A 14,914-nucleotide genomic window follows, 5' to 3' on the forward strand; every position below is an offset into this window, starting at 1 on the left:
ATTTATTGTAATTTATACCCGATCTATCTTGTGGAAATAAAGATATAAATCCTTAAACTAAAAACTACATTTTTACACCTTTTATTAAAAATCAAAGGATAATTGCCCGACTTCGACCGGCGGTTTTTGAAAATTCCCAAACTTAAGCTCTTCTATGATATCATATTGCTTTCGAACCGGATTAAATTTACGCAGAAAGATACTTGAACAAAAAAAGTCTAAATCAACTGTTCTAAGATTCTCAGAAGCAATCGCCAGCGCTTCTTGATCTAATTTACGCGCTACGGTCAAGTGAGGTTCTTCGCTTTTATAAAGCTCCGTTGCAAAATCTATTTTAGTGATTGCCTCTATTTTCTTTTTCAAAAATTGCTTGGATTTTAATGCGGGTGCGATATAAAAAGTTCCCTTCTGTGGAAAAACCTGATATTCGTCAAAATATACATATTGAGATTGTTCAAATTTTAACACATCTACAACTTGTTTCTTTATATGCGATAGCATCTCCTGATCAGCATGATATTCACATATCGTAATATGAGCCATTGAATGACAGCTGGAAAACCATCCAATCTTATTTTTTAAACTTTCTTTAATCGATTGTACAAGTTGAATACCTTTTTCACAAGGCTGAAATACAAATGAATACTTTTCTACATGTGCGGACATCTGCCCTCCTTTCAATAACGTCAAATATGCTTTTTTTAAAGATAATCATAATAAAACAATAAAAGAAGTTGATAAAACAAATCAGGCCCTCTCCATCCTCTTGGCGCGCCGTTGATCAAGTAATATACCATAAAGGTCTATATTCGGGTATTTGCAAAGTTTTTTTTAAGTAACTTTGACCATTATTCATTAAATACGACGATAAAGTGTCTCTCGATAAATTAAAATTAGGCAAGCGGTTACAAAAATCCATGGAAGATCTGGGTTATTTAACGGCAAAGGAAATACAGGTAAAATCGATGTCACGGATATTAGGAGGTCAAGATATCATTGCTATCGGTCCTGAAGGTTCAGGAAAAACGACAACTTACGTACTCAGTGTACTTTCTGGACTTAAATTTAATGTTCCTGATGCGCCCAAAGTTTTAATTTTGGCACCTGATCAAGAACGCGTTCAGGCTATTCTAGATCAATTCTATTTGATCAGTAAAAATAAAGACCTCAGTATTATAGGCTTGCGCGCAGGTGGAAGTATGGAACAGGAGATTGAAAAGCTGGTAGCAGGTGTTGAAATCGTTGTTTCCACACCCAATAGAGCAAGAGCTGTTTACCTCAAACTAGGCTTAAATCTCAATTTAATCCATACCCTGATTATCGATGATGCCGAAGAGGTTATAAAGAATGGAATGATCACCCCTGTCAAAGAACTTGTACAAAGCTGTAAAAAATGTCAACATCTAATTTTCAGTACTGTAGAGCACGAAAAATTACATCAGATGATCGATAGTTTTATGGTTACTCCTGCCCTAATTGAAGTAGAGGAACTGGCAGCAGAAAAACTTAACGTTCATGACTTGTTTCTTTATCAAGTACCCAATTTCACTACTAAAATCAATCTTCTCAATAGCTTGATGTTAGATAATGAAGTATTTGATAAAGTCATCATTTTTGTCAACAGTAAACTTACTGCCCAAAAGCTAGGAAAAAGCTTGCACCGCAAGTACAATGAAGAAATTCTGATTTTCAACCCCCTATTTTTTGAAGATAAAAACATTCATGATATCAATCTATTCAAACAAGATAACGCACATCGGATCTTAATCGTTGCAAATGAAGGAACTGAAGAATTAGACTTATCAGGTATACCTTATATCTTTCATTTTGAAATACCTGAGCATAACGATACCCTGATCCAACGTATTATCAAATCTGGTGATGAAGAACAATTGGCGTTTACCCTCGCAACTGATTTGGAATTGCCTGAAATCAAGAAAATTGAACAAATTGTAGGTCAAAAAATGGAAGTACTTGATTTGCCTGAAAAATTATCAATTTATAGTGCAAAAAAAGAAAATCCTACACTGATCGATGAAGGAACCAATGACAATCGTGGCGGAGCCTTCCATCAAAAGAAAGAAAGCAATAGTAAGACCTATAATTATGGCGCTGGCAAAAAAGCTAAAATGACCATGAAAAAGAAAAAAGGTTAAAGGAGTCAAATTCCTAAAAGATGTTAAAAATCACGGAAATAAAATTCCGTGATTTTTTATTTATACCATATTCAAACCAGCACCTTTGACCTTCAGCGAACCTTCTTTAGAAAATTATGGTGTTATGAATTTATCAATTATATTTTATCTTTACATAGGCTATATAAAAGCGCCTTGAACAGATAAAGAACGTAGGAAAATATTAAAAAATGTATAATTTCAAAAATGACTATTCTGAGGGTGCACACCCCAATATTTTAACTAAACTCATTGAAACAAATCTCGTACAGCAACTGGGCTATGGTGAAGATGAATATGGTATTGAAGCTAAAGAGGTATTAAAAGAAAAAATAAAAAACCCTCATGCTACGATACATTTTCTTTCTTGCGGGACACAAACCAATCTCATCGTAATTTCTTTTCTCCTTCGTGTCCATGAAGCGGTTATAAGTGCTAAAACAGGACATATTTCTGCCAACGAGACCGGTTCTATCGAAGCAACGGGTCATAAAGTTATTGCAGTAGAAACGGAGGATGGTAAATTAAGACCTTCAGATATCCAAAACGCATTAAAAGAATATGCACTAAAGCCACATGTCGTCAAACCAAGAATGGTTTATATTTCCAATTCGACTGAGATCGGTACCATATATACAAAAAGTGAATTAGAAGATTTATCTTCATGCTGCAAGACCAATAATTTGTTACTCTATCTCGATGGTGCTCGATTGGGACATGCACTCATGGCGCAAAATAATGATATGATACTCGCTGATATCGCAAGATTAACAGATATCTTCTATATCGGTGGAACAAAAAATGGCGCATTATTGGGAGAAGCGGTTATTTTTAGGACCCAAGAACTAGCCTTCGATTTTGAATATGTATTGAAACAGAAAGGAGCGCTACTTGCCAAAGGAAGAGTACTAGCCATACAGTTTTTAGAATTATTTAAGCACGATCTATATTTCGATTTGGCACATCACGCAAACACGATGGCCTTGAAAATAGTAGATGCCGTACAGTCAAAAGGATTTTCTTTTTTAACAAATTCAATGACCAATCAAATCTTTCCTATTTTACCAAAAGATATTATCCAAAAACTCAGTGAAAACTATCAATTCTATATTTGGAAGGAAATAGATGATGATCATGCTGCAATTAGACTGATCACATCTTGGGCAACAGATGAAAAAAATGTTGATGCGTTTATAGCAGATCTAAAATCACTTTAAGCAGTTTCTCTTACTCGTGAATAATCATTAAAATAAGCGTGGCTTATCTGAAACCAGACAAGCCACGCTTTATTGCTTAAGAAACAAATTTTTAGTAACCGGTATTTTGTGTTAAAGCTCCCCCACTTCTATCAATTTGCGTTTGAGGAATTGGGAAGTATTCATTTTCAGGTTTAAAGTTCAGTCCTTTATAAGTTGGCAAAATACCCCCTTCAAAAGTTGAATAGCTCTCTAATGTAGATTTTGCTTCTCCCCATCGTACTAAATCATAAAAACGATGTCCTTCCATAGCCAACTCTAAGCGGCGTTCAAAACGAACAGCTTTACGAGCATATGCTGGATCAGGAAAAGATAAGTACGGTTTTACCACATACACAGCAGCATTATTATTATATGCTGTTTTTTTAGGTGGCAAATTTGCTGCACGGGCACGCACTGCATTCACATAATTCATCGCTCCTGTCAAATTGCCAGCCTCTATTTCACACTCTGCCGCCATCAATATCACATCAGCTAGACGGATAATATTAACGTCCAAATCCGTGATATATGCTGCCCCAGAAGCGGTATGGCTACCAAATTGACTCTGTGGGATCATCGTTTTGATACCGACAAAAGGACCACCGCTTGCCACCTCTCTTATCCAAGCATTTCCTGGCATAACACCATAATCAAGATAGCGCACACCCCTACGACCTACAGTATAATCTAAACGTGGGTCAAAACGCAATGTAGTATCCAATTTGTAAGTCAATGGCGATGCTTCATTAAAATCTGATTTGTAAGGATTTGTACGGTAAGATCCATCCAACATCGGTAGACCATTGGCATCTACTTTATAAGCATTTACCAAGTCGATCGTAGGCTGATAAAAACCACAACATCCAACAGGGTTATTTCCATTTAAGCCAGCCAACATATCTCCGACATTTGCATTGTCTCCAGTTCCATCAGGATTGATTGCATGTTTCGACACTAACAATGCTTCAGGTCCATCCTCATTCAGCACATCAAAGTTATTTTGAAAAGGCATTCCCTGAATATCTTTACCTGCAATAACTTCTTTGAACAACACAAGAGCTTCAGGATATTTCTTCTGGTATAGATACACTTTACCTAAATATGCCTTTGCAATATTTCTATCCATTCGACCCGACTCTTGATTGATTTTGGTTAAAGGTAAGTTTTCAATACCGATCTTTAGATCATCAATTATTTTAGGCAATACATCATCTTTATTAGGCTTTACTTTAGCTTCATCAGCAGTCGTATTTTCGTCTACATATACCAAGTTTTTAAAAACTCTCCAAAGATAAAAGTAGTAGTGTGCCCTTAATACACGAGCCTCACCTTCAATCTCCTTAGCTCGCGCTGCAGTGATGGTTTTCGCACCAGCCTGATCTACTTTTAATAAGCGCAACGTATTGTTAGCTCGCAATACTCCCTCATAATACACTTCCCACATTTGGCTCAAGTTATCATTTGAGCTGTTTGGTGTATGAAATTCAATCATATTCATATTAGGTTGATCGGTAGATGTTGAACCTTTATGCGCATTGTCTGACGCAACTTCCCCAAATAACCACTGACTAGGAGCAGATGAATAATTTCCCCAAGTTCCACTTACATTTCCATTCAATATGCCATAAGCACCAATCAATACCCCTTCAATTCCCTTTGCATTTTCAACTTGTGATTCTGCCAATTCTCCCTGAGGTAGTTTCTCCAAAAAGCCTTTACCGCACGAAGCAAATAAAAGTGTAGTGGCCCCCAGGATCATATATATATTCTTTTTCTTCATGATATTTAAATTTTAATAATTAATAAAGCCCTAGAATCCTAAACTAAGTCCTAACATATATTGTCTTGACTGCGGATATACTCCAAAATCAACACCCAATGCTGGGTAATCTGAAGGAGTAGCAGTTACCTCTGGATCTAAACCTTCATATTTGGTGATCGTAAATAAATTCGTAACAGCAAAATACATTCTAAATTTGCGTACCGAACTATTTCCTCCAAATAGATTTTGAACAGGTAAATTATAACCGATCTGTAAATTCTTAAGCTTTAAAAAACTTGCATCTTGTACATAGTAACTTGAAGAGGCATATTCATAAGGAGAGGCGTCATTAACTTGCGAAGGGATCATACTTCCTGTATTTGTTGGACTCCACTCATCTAAAACACGCACACTTTTCTGTCCTTTGAAAACTCCAAAATCTGTAAAGTAACGAGTTGCTTCATAATTTTGATTTCCCTTAGAACCATAGAAATAGGCCATTAAATCAAAGTTTTTATATGTAGCATTAATATTCAATGAATATACGAAATCAGGGTGTGGGCTTCCGATGATTGTTCTATCATTAGCATCGATGACCTTGTCTCCATTAATATCTGCATATTTAAGTCCCCCTATCCTTGACTTTCCATCAGCGTAAGGAGCGCTTGCGATATCAGCAGCATCTTGATATATACCAACCACTTTATATCCGTAAAACGCACCCAATGGTTCTCCAGCTTTCAAAATTGATGTTTCCATACTTCTGAATGCTCCATAAACCTGCTGGCTTATTGATGGTGCCAATGACACGATCTTATTGACATTTCTAGAAATATTTGCCGAAAGATCTAATGTGAAAGGTTTGTCCTGTTTCTTACCGTAGTGATAATTCAGTGAAAACTCAACTCCTTTATTTTGCATATCACCGATATTGACATAAGGTGCATCTGCTCTACCTGCAACAACTGCTGGCAAAGGAAGTGGATAGAGCATATCGGTAGTCTTCTTATTATACCAATCAAATGATCCATCAAGATCGCCATTCAGAATCGAAAAATCCAATCCAAGGTTTAGTGCAGAAACTTGCTCCCACTTGATAGCTGGGTTACTGTATGCATTTTGCCATACTCCCGAACTAAGCGGTCCATTGATCGGATAAGAAGATGCATTCACTTCCACTCGATAACGATTCACATATTGATTTTGTGGAATGCGCTGATTTCCCGTCACACCATATCCTGCTCTTATCTTTAGATCATTCAACCACGAAGAGCCTTTTAAAAACTCTTCTTCAGACAAACGCCAAGCGGCACTTACACCCGGAAATACACCATATTTATTATCAGGTCCAAAAGTGGAAGATCCATCTCTTCTCACAGTTCCACTGAAAATGTAACGATCTTTATACGAGTAGTCCACCTTTCCGAACATAGAGAATAGAGCTCCAACACTTCCCTCTCCGTTTCCAAAAATGTCCTTCGAAGCAGAATTGATGTAAAAATAATCTAAACTTGCTGTTGTAAAGTAACCATTTCCTCTAGCAGATATTTGTCTATATCGATTTTCTATTGCCTCTGTACCCAATAAGATATTGAGGTTATGGTCATCATTAAATTTAGCTTTATAATTTAATGTATTTGTCCAAGTCCACTCTTTATTGATTCCAGAAGATTCATTCATTCCATTATTAAAGCTTCCCTCTGTAAATTCTGGATTGGGGTAGGTATATGAAACTGTATTATAATTTTCATACTTCATACCCATACTTGTACGTAAGGTCAACCCCTTAAGCAGATCATACTCACCATACACATTTCCAAAAAATAGATTACTCTTATTTTTATTATCTTTAGCACGATAAGCTATTGCTACAGGATTTTCCCCATTCCCATATTGTCCACCGACCGATCCAGCAAAATTTCCACCTTCATCATATACCGGTATCAAATTGTGAATACGATATGCAAAACCAAGGGCACTACCTTCTCCAATATAATCTCCGGCAGTATTGGTATTTACCCCCATACCAAAGCCTTCAGTGAACGAATATTGTATATTTTCCCCAAATCTCAACTTTTTATCAAAAGCAGAAAATGACATGTTAGAACGGATATTATATTTTTCAAAACCCGTATGAACAATGGTACCCTTTTGTTTTAAATAACCTCCTGAAAATGCATAATTAGCACTTTCACCACCTCCTGTAGCACTCAATTGATAAGATTGTGTAGGTGCATTTTGCGATAAAGCATCAAACCAATTTGTTCCTGCTTTATTTGCTTTCGTGATCTGATAAAAATCAGAACGACTCGTAGCATTGTATTTATATTTTGACATGTCAAGGTCAGCAGGTGTAATGGCATTGCCGAGTGCTGCTCCTGCAATTATATAATCTGGTAAAGTATTGTTTTTTCCATCCAATCTATTTTCAATATCTAAAACTTGTTGCGGACTCAACATTTTCGGAAACCGGCTACTATTAGGCACTTGTAATCCATAATAGGCATCCAAATTAATTTGTGGCTTACCCGATTTCCCCATTTTTGTGGTCACGATCACAACACCATTATTTGCTCGAGAACCATAGATAGAAGCCGCTGATGCATCTTTCAGCACTTGCATAGACTCTATATCGTTTTGATTTAACCAGCTCAGCTTACCTTCGTAAGGCACTCCGTCAATAATATACAAAGGTTCGTTATTGTTGATGGTACTATATCCACGAATTTTAATCTGTGGTGTAGAACCGGGCGCACCGTCTGTAACAACCTGAACACCGGTAGCCCGACCTTGTAAAGATTCGACCGCACTAGCAGCAGGCGTACTCTTCAATTGATCAACGTTAACCACAGAAACAGCTCCTGTTAGATCTTTTTTTCGTTGCGTGCTATACCCCGTTACAACGACCTCCTCTAAATCATCACTTTGACTTAACATGCCTACAATAAGGGGCAATGAAGTGGAAGTGACATTAACAGTCTGCTTCGAAAATCCAACATAAGTAATTTCTAGGACATCATTTACAGCTGCATCAATCTGAAAATTACCGTCCGCATCAGATGATGTGGCTGCCGTTTTCCCGACAACTTTAATGGTTGCTCCAGCGATCGCTTCTTTGGTAGCTGCATCTTGAATTTTTCCTCGAATAGGTTTTTGTACTGACTTTGCACTGACCGCATAATAGGTCGCATCAGCAAATTTGGACATTGGGTTACCTAAGGTTTGATGGCTAATCAACACAAGTGCGGTAGATGCCCAAAGAGAGTATTTTATCGTTTTTTTATGCTCAATAAAATCCTCGTTAAGAAACTGTAGTAGTTTTCTCATAATGTGAAAAAGGTTTAATTTGGTAATTTAATCAGTGCTATATCCTCTTGAAGAATCTCCCCTAGCACTACATGTTTAGTTGTTAATTAAATTTACGCAAACGATTGAAATTTCATAATTATTTGTTAAATATCTTTTAAACAAATACATAACAGATTGATACATAAGCAATAAAACTACAATCACTTATTGTAACAAATACATTTTGTAACAAGAAAAAGACAGTAAAAAATTTAAACTCCCTATAACTCAAAAAAGTTGACACATTAATGTTAAAAAACTGTTAAAATCAAAGTAGATCATAAACTTATTCAACACTTAAAAAGTACTCTTATCTTTTATCAAAAAATTATAAACTTAAAATGACTTTCTTTATAATTTGAAGATCAAACAAAATAGCTTCGTAAGCTAATCTTATTTTAGATAGGCAATATTTCTGTAAAGAAAAGGGCCTATACAATTGTATTGTATAAGCCCTATATATCATTAATCCTTTAGTTTTTTTTTAAAAGGATACTACATGATCAGTATTAACCCATTTTTTTGTTTCCAATGCTAGCAAGAAACAGATAGCCTATCGCTCCTGAAAACAAAGAACCGATCAATACAGCAAACTTTGCTTCTTCGATTAACATCGGGTCTGTAAACGCCAATATAGAGACAAAGATGGACATCGTAAATCCAATTCCCCCAAGTAGACCTACTCCAAAGATATGTTTCCAGTTGGCCCCTTCAGGTAAGGTGCATAATTTAAGTTTTGTAGCAATAAAAGAAATCCCTAAAATACCAATAGATTTTCCAACCAGTAGCCCCCCTATTATACCAATACCCAAAGCAGTAGTTAAGCCTCCAACCATTTCACTATGAATCGTGATATTGGTATTTGCAATTGCAAAAAGTGGGATAATAATAAAATTGACTGGAGAAGTAAGGATGTGTTCCAGTTTTTCTAATGGAGATTCATCATCCGTAGCATTTGTCGGCAATGTCAATGCCACTAATACCCCAGCAATTGTTGCATGTATACCCGAATGGTGAATAAAATACCAAATAAATACTCCAGGAATCAAGTAAGCCCAAATCTTTTTGACACCAAAATAATTCAACCCTAATAAAAATGCAAAAATACCTAAAGCAATAAATAAGTAGTTATAATGTAAATCGCCACTATAAAATAAAGCAATCACTAAAATGGCCAATAAATCATCCACAATAGCTAAGGCAGCCAAAAAAATCTTTAAACTAGCTGGCACCCGATTGCCCAATAGCGTAATAACAGCCAATGCGAAAGCAATATCGGTAGCCATCGGAATTCCCCAGCCATGTTCTGTAGGTAGACCTTTATTAATAAACAAATAAATGAGGGCTGGAAGAATAGCACCACCAACCGCTGCTAAAATTGGTAATAAAGCTTTTTTCGGAGATGATAATTCCCCTTCCACCAATTCACGTTTGATCTCTAAACCCACCAATAGAAAAAATATTGCCATCAAACCATCGTTTATCCACAGCAGAATGGAATAGTTCAAATGAATATTTTCTGTCTCAAATCCGATCGTTGTATTTAAAAGATTACTAAACGAAGTTGCCAGTGGAGTGTTCGCAACAATCAAGGAAACAATAACGCAGATAAATAACAGAATACCACCTATATTACTAGATTGTAAAAACTGCTTGAAAATTTTTAGATTAATTAAATTTGACATGAAGACTTTTTCATTTAGTGATCAATAAGAAAAAAGTAGGTATCAAAATGACTATACGACCTACATAATGTAATTGCACTAAGATAAGTTTTTCTTTTAAAAAACGAAGCTTTACAGCCCGATATATCTGAATACTTCATGCTCAATACCACATGTATATTAACAAAAAAACGATTTCGAAATACTTAACATAAACTTCACATCATATTTACCATATGGTAAGAATACAAGCTTATCTTTATGGTAATTAAAAATGAAACAAAATGATTAAAGACTTTGAAGTAACAGCTTTAGAAAGCTACACAGATGCAATCGAATTTACATTTGATGGAGATGATTTATTATCAGGAGAGGATTAACTTACCTGTATTGAACAATTTGTCGCACGCTTAAAGCGTGTTTTTTTTTCTTACGGATCAAATAAAAAGGACCAATTAAATTAATCAGTCCCTTTATAGTATTGTACGGTAAAAAGTGATTACTTAATCTTCATGACCATATTATCTACACCTTCTATTTTTGTATCCGCTTTACCAGTCTTATTTTTTGATGATTTATAATGTACATGATTTTGAGTCCCCTCTACATGTACAATATCAACATTGTTGGCATTGACCTTATTTCCCATACCTTCTATGCTGACTTTTTTAACTTGATCTAAGTTTACAGAATTACTTGCACCTTCTATCTCTAATTTCGCAAAAGAACCTTCGATGGTCACTGCATTTTCCAGCCCCTCTATTTTGACAACATCATTCGCAGTCACTTTAATAGTACGCTTATTACCTTTACCTTCTATAACAATTTCTTTTCCTTTTACCTGATCCACCTGCTTAATAGGTTTAGAATCGATCGCTGCGTAGGTTACACTTGTGGCCGCTAATAGAATAGCAGCAAAACCAAGTATCATGTTTTTTCTTATCATAATCATAACAATATATTTGTGTCTAGAACAATCAATAAGGCTATAATGTTTTTATTTTTTCAACCAGCCCAACCATCCAGATCCCCAAGCTTTTTTCTTTTCTAAAGCTTTTTCATGTTTTGGAAAAAGCTTTAGGATGGCTTGAATCTTTTGCTTTGCAGTGTCTTGATCACTCAGCTCAAATGATGCTTCAGCAGACATCAACATCATTTCGATCCAGTCATCATCCTCTTCCCAGTTTTCATTAGCATACATTTCTTGTGACTCTTGACTGATCCGAATAACATTTTCCCAATCTCGCAAATGAAAATATGCGCGGACAACATGAATCAATATCAAATGAAAATCACCATACGACTCTTCTTCTACTAAAGTGGACTTAGTAGAATCATAGGCGACTAAAAGATCCTGTAAAGCAGCAGCATAGTTTCCCAACAAATAGTACGATTTACCTCTCAGATAATGCAATTTACGATAATCGATAAGCGCCATTTCCTGTATAGGTTTTGTTGCTTGGTAATTATTAGCACACGCAATACATTGATCGTACTGTTCTAACTGAAAATAATTTTGCATGAGCATATACCAATTTGAGGCATCGTCAGGTTTATTTTCTAATTCTTTTTGCCAATCCTTTAACGTTTCAGAATCTCCCCTATGATTGATTAAGTCAAAGCGTGCATTCTGAATTTCCATATATGCCTGGCGGGTCACAAACAGATCCTCTTCATCATAAGCGGCATAATCTGCCGAATGAATGAGTTCGTCATATTCCTGAGAGATGGTTTTCAACCTTTCCTCTGCTTCTTTTATATAGCCTAATTTAAATTCACATTTGGTGACATACGCAGAAATACGAAGGTAATTAGGTAAGTCAAACTCTTTAAAACTTTCATCCAATAACTCATGATAATTGATCAAGGCATCTTCGTAATCACCTTTTTCAAAATACGCATCAGCCAAAGTATTGTACAGCTCCCAAAACCGACTATAAGTAAGACCTTCTTTACAGATATCAATCACCTCATCATATTTGCGTTTACTACTGAGTGCCAACGCATAGTTATTGCAACACATAGACATAAGTTGGCTATTGATGAAGTAATTAGCTTCAAATTTATTCTCATGAAAATACGCCTTAAATCCTAAGTACGATCTTTTAAAAAACTGTAGGCGATAATTTAATAAAGGCATATCTAGAACTGGAGAACCAATTGAATTTTCAAATTCTGAAAATTCACATCCTGAATTAAAATAATCAATAGGTCCATCTTCTGGCCAGTTCAAAATTTCAGGTAATTCTTTATGAACGTGATAGTAAGTCAAGATATACCGGTGGATCGTAATTGAAAAGCCTTCCAATTCTACGGCTTTCGCTAAGTAAGGCAACGCCTCATCATAGTTTCCGCCTTCAAGAATATACGTTCCAGCAAAATGATAAGGAATGAACCAGTCCGGGTAAAGATCGATATAACGCTTAGCTTCGATGAGAGGGTCGGACAGATCGAGTCCCAACTCCTCACGAAAATTGCGTTGTACCATGATCGCAAAATAGATGCATTGTTTATTTTCCAATCCACCATTTAACAAATCCATTACCCGTTCATAATACTTAAATATTTCAGCATCTACTTCTGGATCTTCATTTCCATATAAAACTGCCTTCACCCCTGCCCAACCAATCATTTCATAATCATGATATTCCAGTGCAAGTTGACCGATATCCAAGTATAGCAAAACATTATTGGATAGAATATCGTGTTTATATTTTTTAAATTCGGCTAATGCCTGTTGATGTTGATTGAGGTTCTCCCGGAGTATCATGGCTTTAAAAAGTACACTTTCCGTTAGCAAAGCACATTTACTAATACGATCATGGGCATATAACACTTCATAAATGGCGAGCAATTCATTTATATTACGAATTGATTCAGCATATTTTTCATGTAGATAATTTAGATCAGCGCTGAATCGACATACATTTTCCAATTCGTCCTCATGTACGCTCAATCTTTCGATATACGACGAGTACTCGTCATAGTCTAAATCTTTATAGAAAAATCGTGTCGTTTCCAATAAACCAAATAATGCAGCTTCATGGTTTGGTTCAATTTCTAAAATAGTTTTATAAATGGTGATGACTTCTTGAAAATCATTTAATGAAAGTTCATTATTGTCTTCTTCTGAAATTTGATAATCAAGTTCTTTAAGTACGTTTGCTTTTAGTAGTAATGCTGGGATATCTTGAGGGTTTAATACAAGAAACACTTCCAATTCAGATAAACAATCCTCATATCTCCCTTCTTCATACAAATTTACTAGATCTTGAAACTTCATAAATTACGGCTCTTTTATATAAAAATAAAAATATATTACAAACTTCAAAACAGTTAAAAAAAATAAACTGTAAAACAGCTCATTATTAAATGATAAAATAATGAATAGCTTGCAACATTAAAATAAAAAAAAGGAACCCAGATGGGTTCCTTTCCAATATCTAACAAATTGACTCGGGGTTAAAACTCTATTTTACTGCGTCAATAACTGCTTTGAAAGCATCTGGGTTGTTTAAAGCTAAGTCAGCTAAAACCTTACGGTTTAAACCAATATTTTTAGCGTTTAATTTACCGATCAACACGGAATAAGATAAACCTTGTTGACGAGCTCCAGCGTTAATACGTTGAATCCATAAAGCTCTAAACTCGCGTTTTTTGGTTTTACGGTCGCGGTAAGCGTACTGTAAACCTTTTTCTACTGTATTTTTAGCAATAGTATATACTTTGCTACGTGATCCATAATAGCCTTTCGCTAATTTAAGGATTTTTTTACGTCTTCTTCTCGAAGCAACTGCGTTAACCGAACGTGGCATATTTTTAAAATTATTTGGTAAAAGGCGCCATGTTTTGCAATGAACTTACTACCCTGTACCCGGTTAAAAAATTATTATTAATTAAATCGAATAAAACTTATTTACCGATAGCAAGCATACGTTTAACGTTGCCCATATCGCCATCAGATACATAACTTGTTGTTGTTAAGTTACGTTTACGTTTTGTGCTCTTTTTTGTCAAGATGTGGCTTTTGAAAGCGTTTTTTCTTGCGATTTTACCTGTTCCAGTAAGCTTAAAACGTTTTTTAGCGCTGGAATTGGTTTTTACTTTTGGCATAATACTTTAAATTTTATATCAATCTGTTAGAATTTCTTTATTATTTTTTAGCCACCAATTTAGGTGCTAAAGTTAAAAACATACGTTTTCCTTCCAATTTAGGTAGCAATTCTACTTTACCCACTTCTTCTAAAGCTTGTGCAAAACGCAATAACAAGATCTCTCCTTGTTCTTTGTGTACAATTGCACGACCCTTAAAGTGTACGTAAGCACGAACTTTCTCACCACTTTCAAGAAACTTAATCGCATGTTTCAATTTGAAATCAAAATCATGTTCGCTGGTATTAGGTCCAAAACGGATTTCCTTAATAACAGTTTGCTTTGCATTAGCTTTGATTTCTTTTTGTTTCTTCTTTTGCTCGTAAACAAATTTACTGTAGTCGATAATTTTACAAACCGGCGGAACAGCATTTGGCGAAATCTCAACTAAATCAAGTTCCAATTCATCTGCAAGCTCTAAAGCTTTACGTGTAGGATATACTCCTGTTTCCACATTGTCACCTACCAAACGTACCTCAGGCACACGGATTAGCTCATTAATGCGGTGATCTGGTTCTTTCTTTCTCATTGGTGGTCTAGGACCACCTGGTCTTTTTAATGCCAAATGTTTAAATA

General features: G+C 35.5%; 11 protein-coding genes. 2 read left to right on the plus strand and 9 right to left on the minus strand.

Translation table 11 applies throughout. The annotated features are described in order from the left end of the window. Positions 1–84: 84 nt before the first annotated feature. Positions 85–690, minus strand: a complete 606-nt coding sequence (locus MUB18_RS19405; protein WP_248754289.1) for a 2'-5' RNA ligase family protein — start codon at positions 688–690, stop codon at positions 85–87. Positions 691–917: 227 nt separating this feature from the next. On the opposite strand from MUB18_RS19405, the gene MUB18_RS19410 reads away from it, so the two are divergent. Then, positions 918–2,156, plus strand: coding sequence for a DEAD/DEAH box helicase (locus tag MUB18_RS19410; protein WP_248754290.1), 1,239 nt, complete (start codon positions 918–920; stop codon positions 2,154–2,156). 209 nt (positions 2,157–2,365) lie between these two features. Continuing rightward, entirely contained in the window at positions 2,366–3,391 is a 1,026-nt protein-coding gene (locus MUB18_RS19415) for a threonine aldolase family protein (protein ID WP_248754291.1), read from the plus strand. Between the two features lie 91 nt (positions 3,392–3,482). On the opposite strand, the gene MUB18_RS19420 is transcribed toward MUB18_RS19415, so the two are convergent. The 8 genes from MUB18_RS19420 to infC all read right to left on the minus strand — a co-directional run bounded on the left by MUB18_RS19420 (position 3,483) and on the right by infC (position 14,903). Then, complete coding sequence (locus MUB18_RS19420) at positions 3,483–5,192, minus strand: RagB/SusD family nutrient uptake outer membrane protein (RefSeq protein WP_248754292.1); 1,710 nt, start codon at positions 5,190–5,192, stop codon at positions 3,483–3,485. A gap of 30 nt (positions 5,193–5,222) precedes the next feature. Next, complete coding sequence (locus MUB18_RS19425) at positions 5,223–8,501, minus strand: SusC/RagA family TonB-linked outer membrane protein (protein WP_045755908.1); 3,279 nt, start codon at positions 8,499–8,501, stop codon at positions 5,223–5,225. A 530-nt stretch (positions 8,502–9,031) separates the two neighbouring features. After that, positions 9,032–10,207, minus strand: coding sequence for a Na+/H+ antiporter NhaA (gene nhaA, locus MUB18_RS19430; protein ID WP_248754293.1), 1,176 nt, complete (start codon positions 10,205–10,207; stop codon positions 9,032–9,034). 478 nt (positions 10,208–10,685) lie between these two features. After that, positions 10,686–11,117 carry a DUF3060 domain-containing protein gene (locus tag MUB18_RS19435; RefSeq protein WP_248754294.1) on the minus strand — a complete coding sequence of 144 codons (432 nt, stop codon included), beginning with the start codon at positions 11,115–11,117 and terminating at the stop codon, positions 10,686–10,688. A 66-nt stretch (positions 11,118–11,183) separates the two neighbouring features. Next, positions 11,184–13,469 (minus strand): tetratricopeptide repeat protein, encoded by a 2,286-nt coding sequence (locus MUB18_RS19440; RefSeq protein WP_248754295.1) that lies wholly within the window; start codon positions 13,467–13,469, stop codon positions 11,184–11,186. 187 nt (positions 13,470–13,656) lie between these two features. Then, positions 13,657–14,001 (minus strand): 50S ribosomal protein L20, encoded by a 345-nt coding sequence (rplT, locus tag MUB18_RS19445; RefSeq protein WP_021191518.1) that lies wholly within the window; start codon positions 13,999–14,001, stop codon positions 13,657–13,659. 97 nt (positions 14,002–14,098) lie between these two features. Next, positions 14,099–14,299 (minus strand): 50S ribosomal protein L35, encoded by a 201-nt coding sequence (gene rpmI, locus MUB18_RS19450; protein ID WP_021191519.1) that lies wholly within the window; start codon positions 14,297–14,299, stop codon positions 14,099–14,101. Positions 14,300–14,339: 40 nt separating this feature from the next. Beyond that, the gene (gene infC, locus MUB18_RS19455) at positions 14,340–14,903 is read right to left on the minus strand and encodes a translation initiation factor IF-3 (protein WP_021191520.1); all 564 of its coding nucleotides are present in this window, start codon (positions 14,901–14,903) and stop codon (positions 14,340–14,342) included. Positions 14,904–14,914: the final 11 nt, after the last annotated feature.

The organism is Sphingobacterium sp. PCS056, assembly GCF_023273895.1.
GTDB lineage: Bacteria > Bacteroidota > Bacteroidia > Sphingobacteriales > Sphingobacteriaceae > Sphingobacterium.

Excerpts from the sequence above, each read along its gene's own strand:
- MUB18_RS19410 (WP_248754290.1), top strand. The coding sequence starts at position 918 with ATGGAAGATCTGGGTTATTTAACGGCAAAGGAAATACAGGTAAAATCG.
- MUB18_RS19415 (WP_248754291.1), top strand. The coding sequence starts at position 2,366 with ATGTATAATTTCAAAAATGACTATTCTGAGGGTGCACACCCCAATATT.
- MUB18_RS19420 (WP_248754292.1), bottom strand. The coding sequence starts at position 5,192 with ATGAAGAAAAAGAATATATATATGATCCTGGGGGCCACTACACTTTTA.
- MUB18_RS19425 (WP_045755908.1), bottom strand. The coding sequence starts at position 8,501 with ATGAGAAAACTACTACAGTTTCTTAACGAGGATTTTATTGAGCATAAA.
- nhaA (WP_248754293.1), bottom strand. The coding sequence starts at position 10,207 with ATGTCAAATTTAATTAATCTAAAAATTTTCAAGCAGTTTTTACAATCT.
- MUB18_RS19435 (WP_248754294.1), bottom strand. The coding sequence starts at position 11,117 with ATGATACTTGGTTTTGCTGCTATTCTATTAGCGGCCACAAGTGTAACC.
- MUB18_RS19440 (WP_248754295.1), bottom strand. The coding sequence starts at position 13,469 with ATGAAGTTTCAAGATCTAGTAAATTTGTATGAAGAAGGGAGATATGAG.
- rplT (WP_021191518.1), bottom strand. The coding sequence starts at position 14,001 with ATGCCACGTTCGGTTAACGCAGTTGCTTCGAGAAGAAGACGTAAAAAA.
- rpmI (WP_021191519.1), bottom strand. The coding sequence starts at position 14,299 with ATGCCAAAAGTAAAAACCAATTCCAGCGCTAAAAAACGTTTTAAGCTT.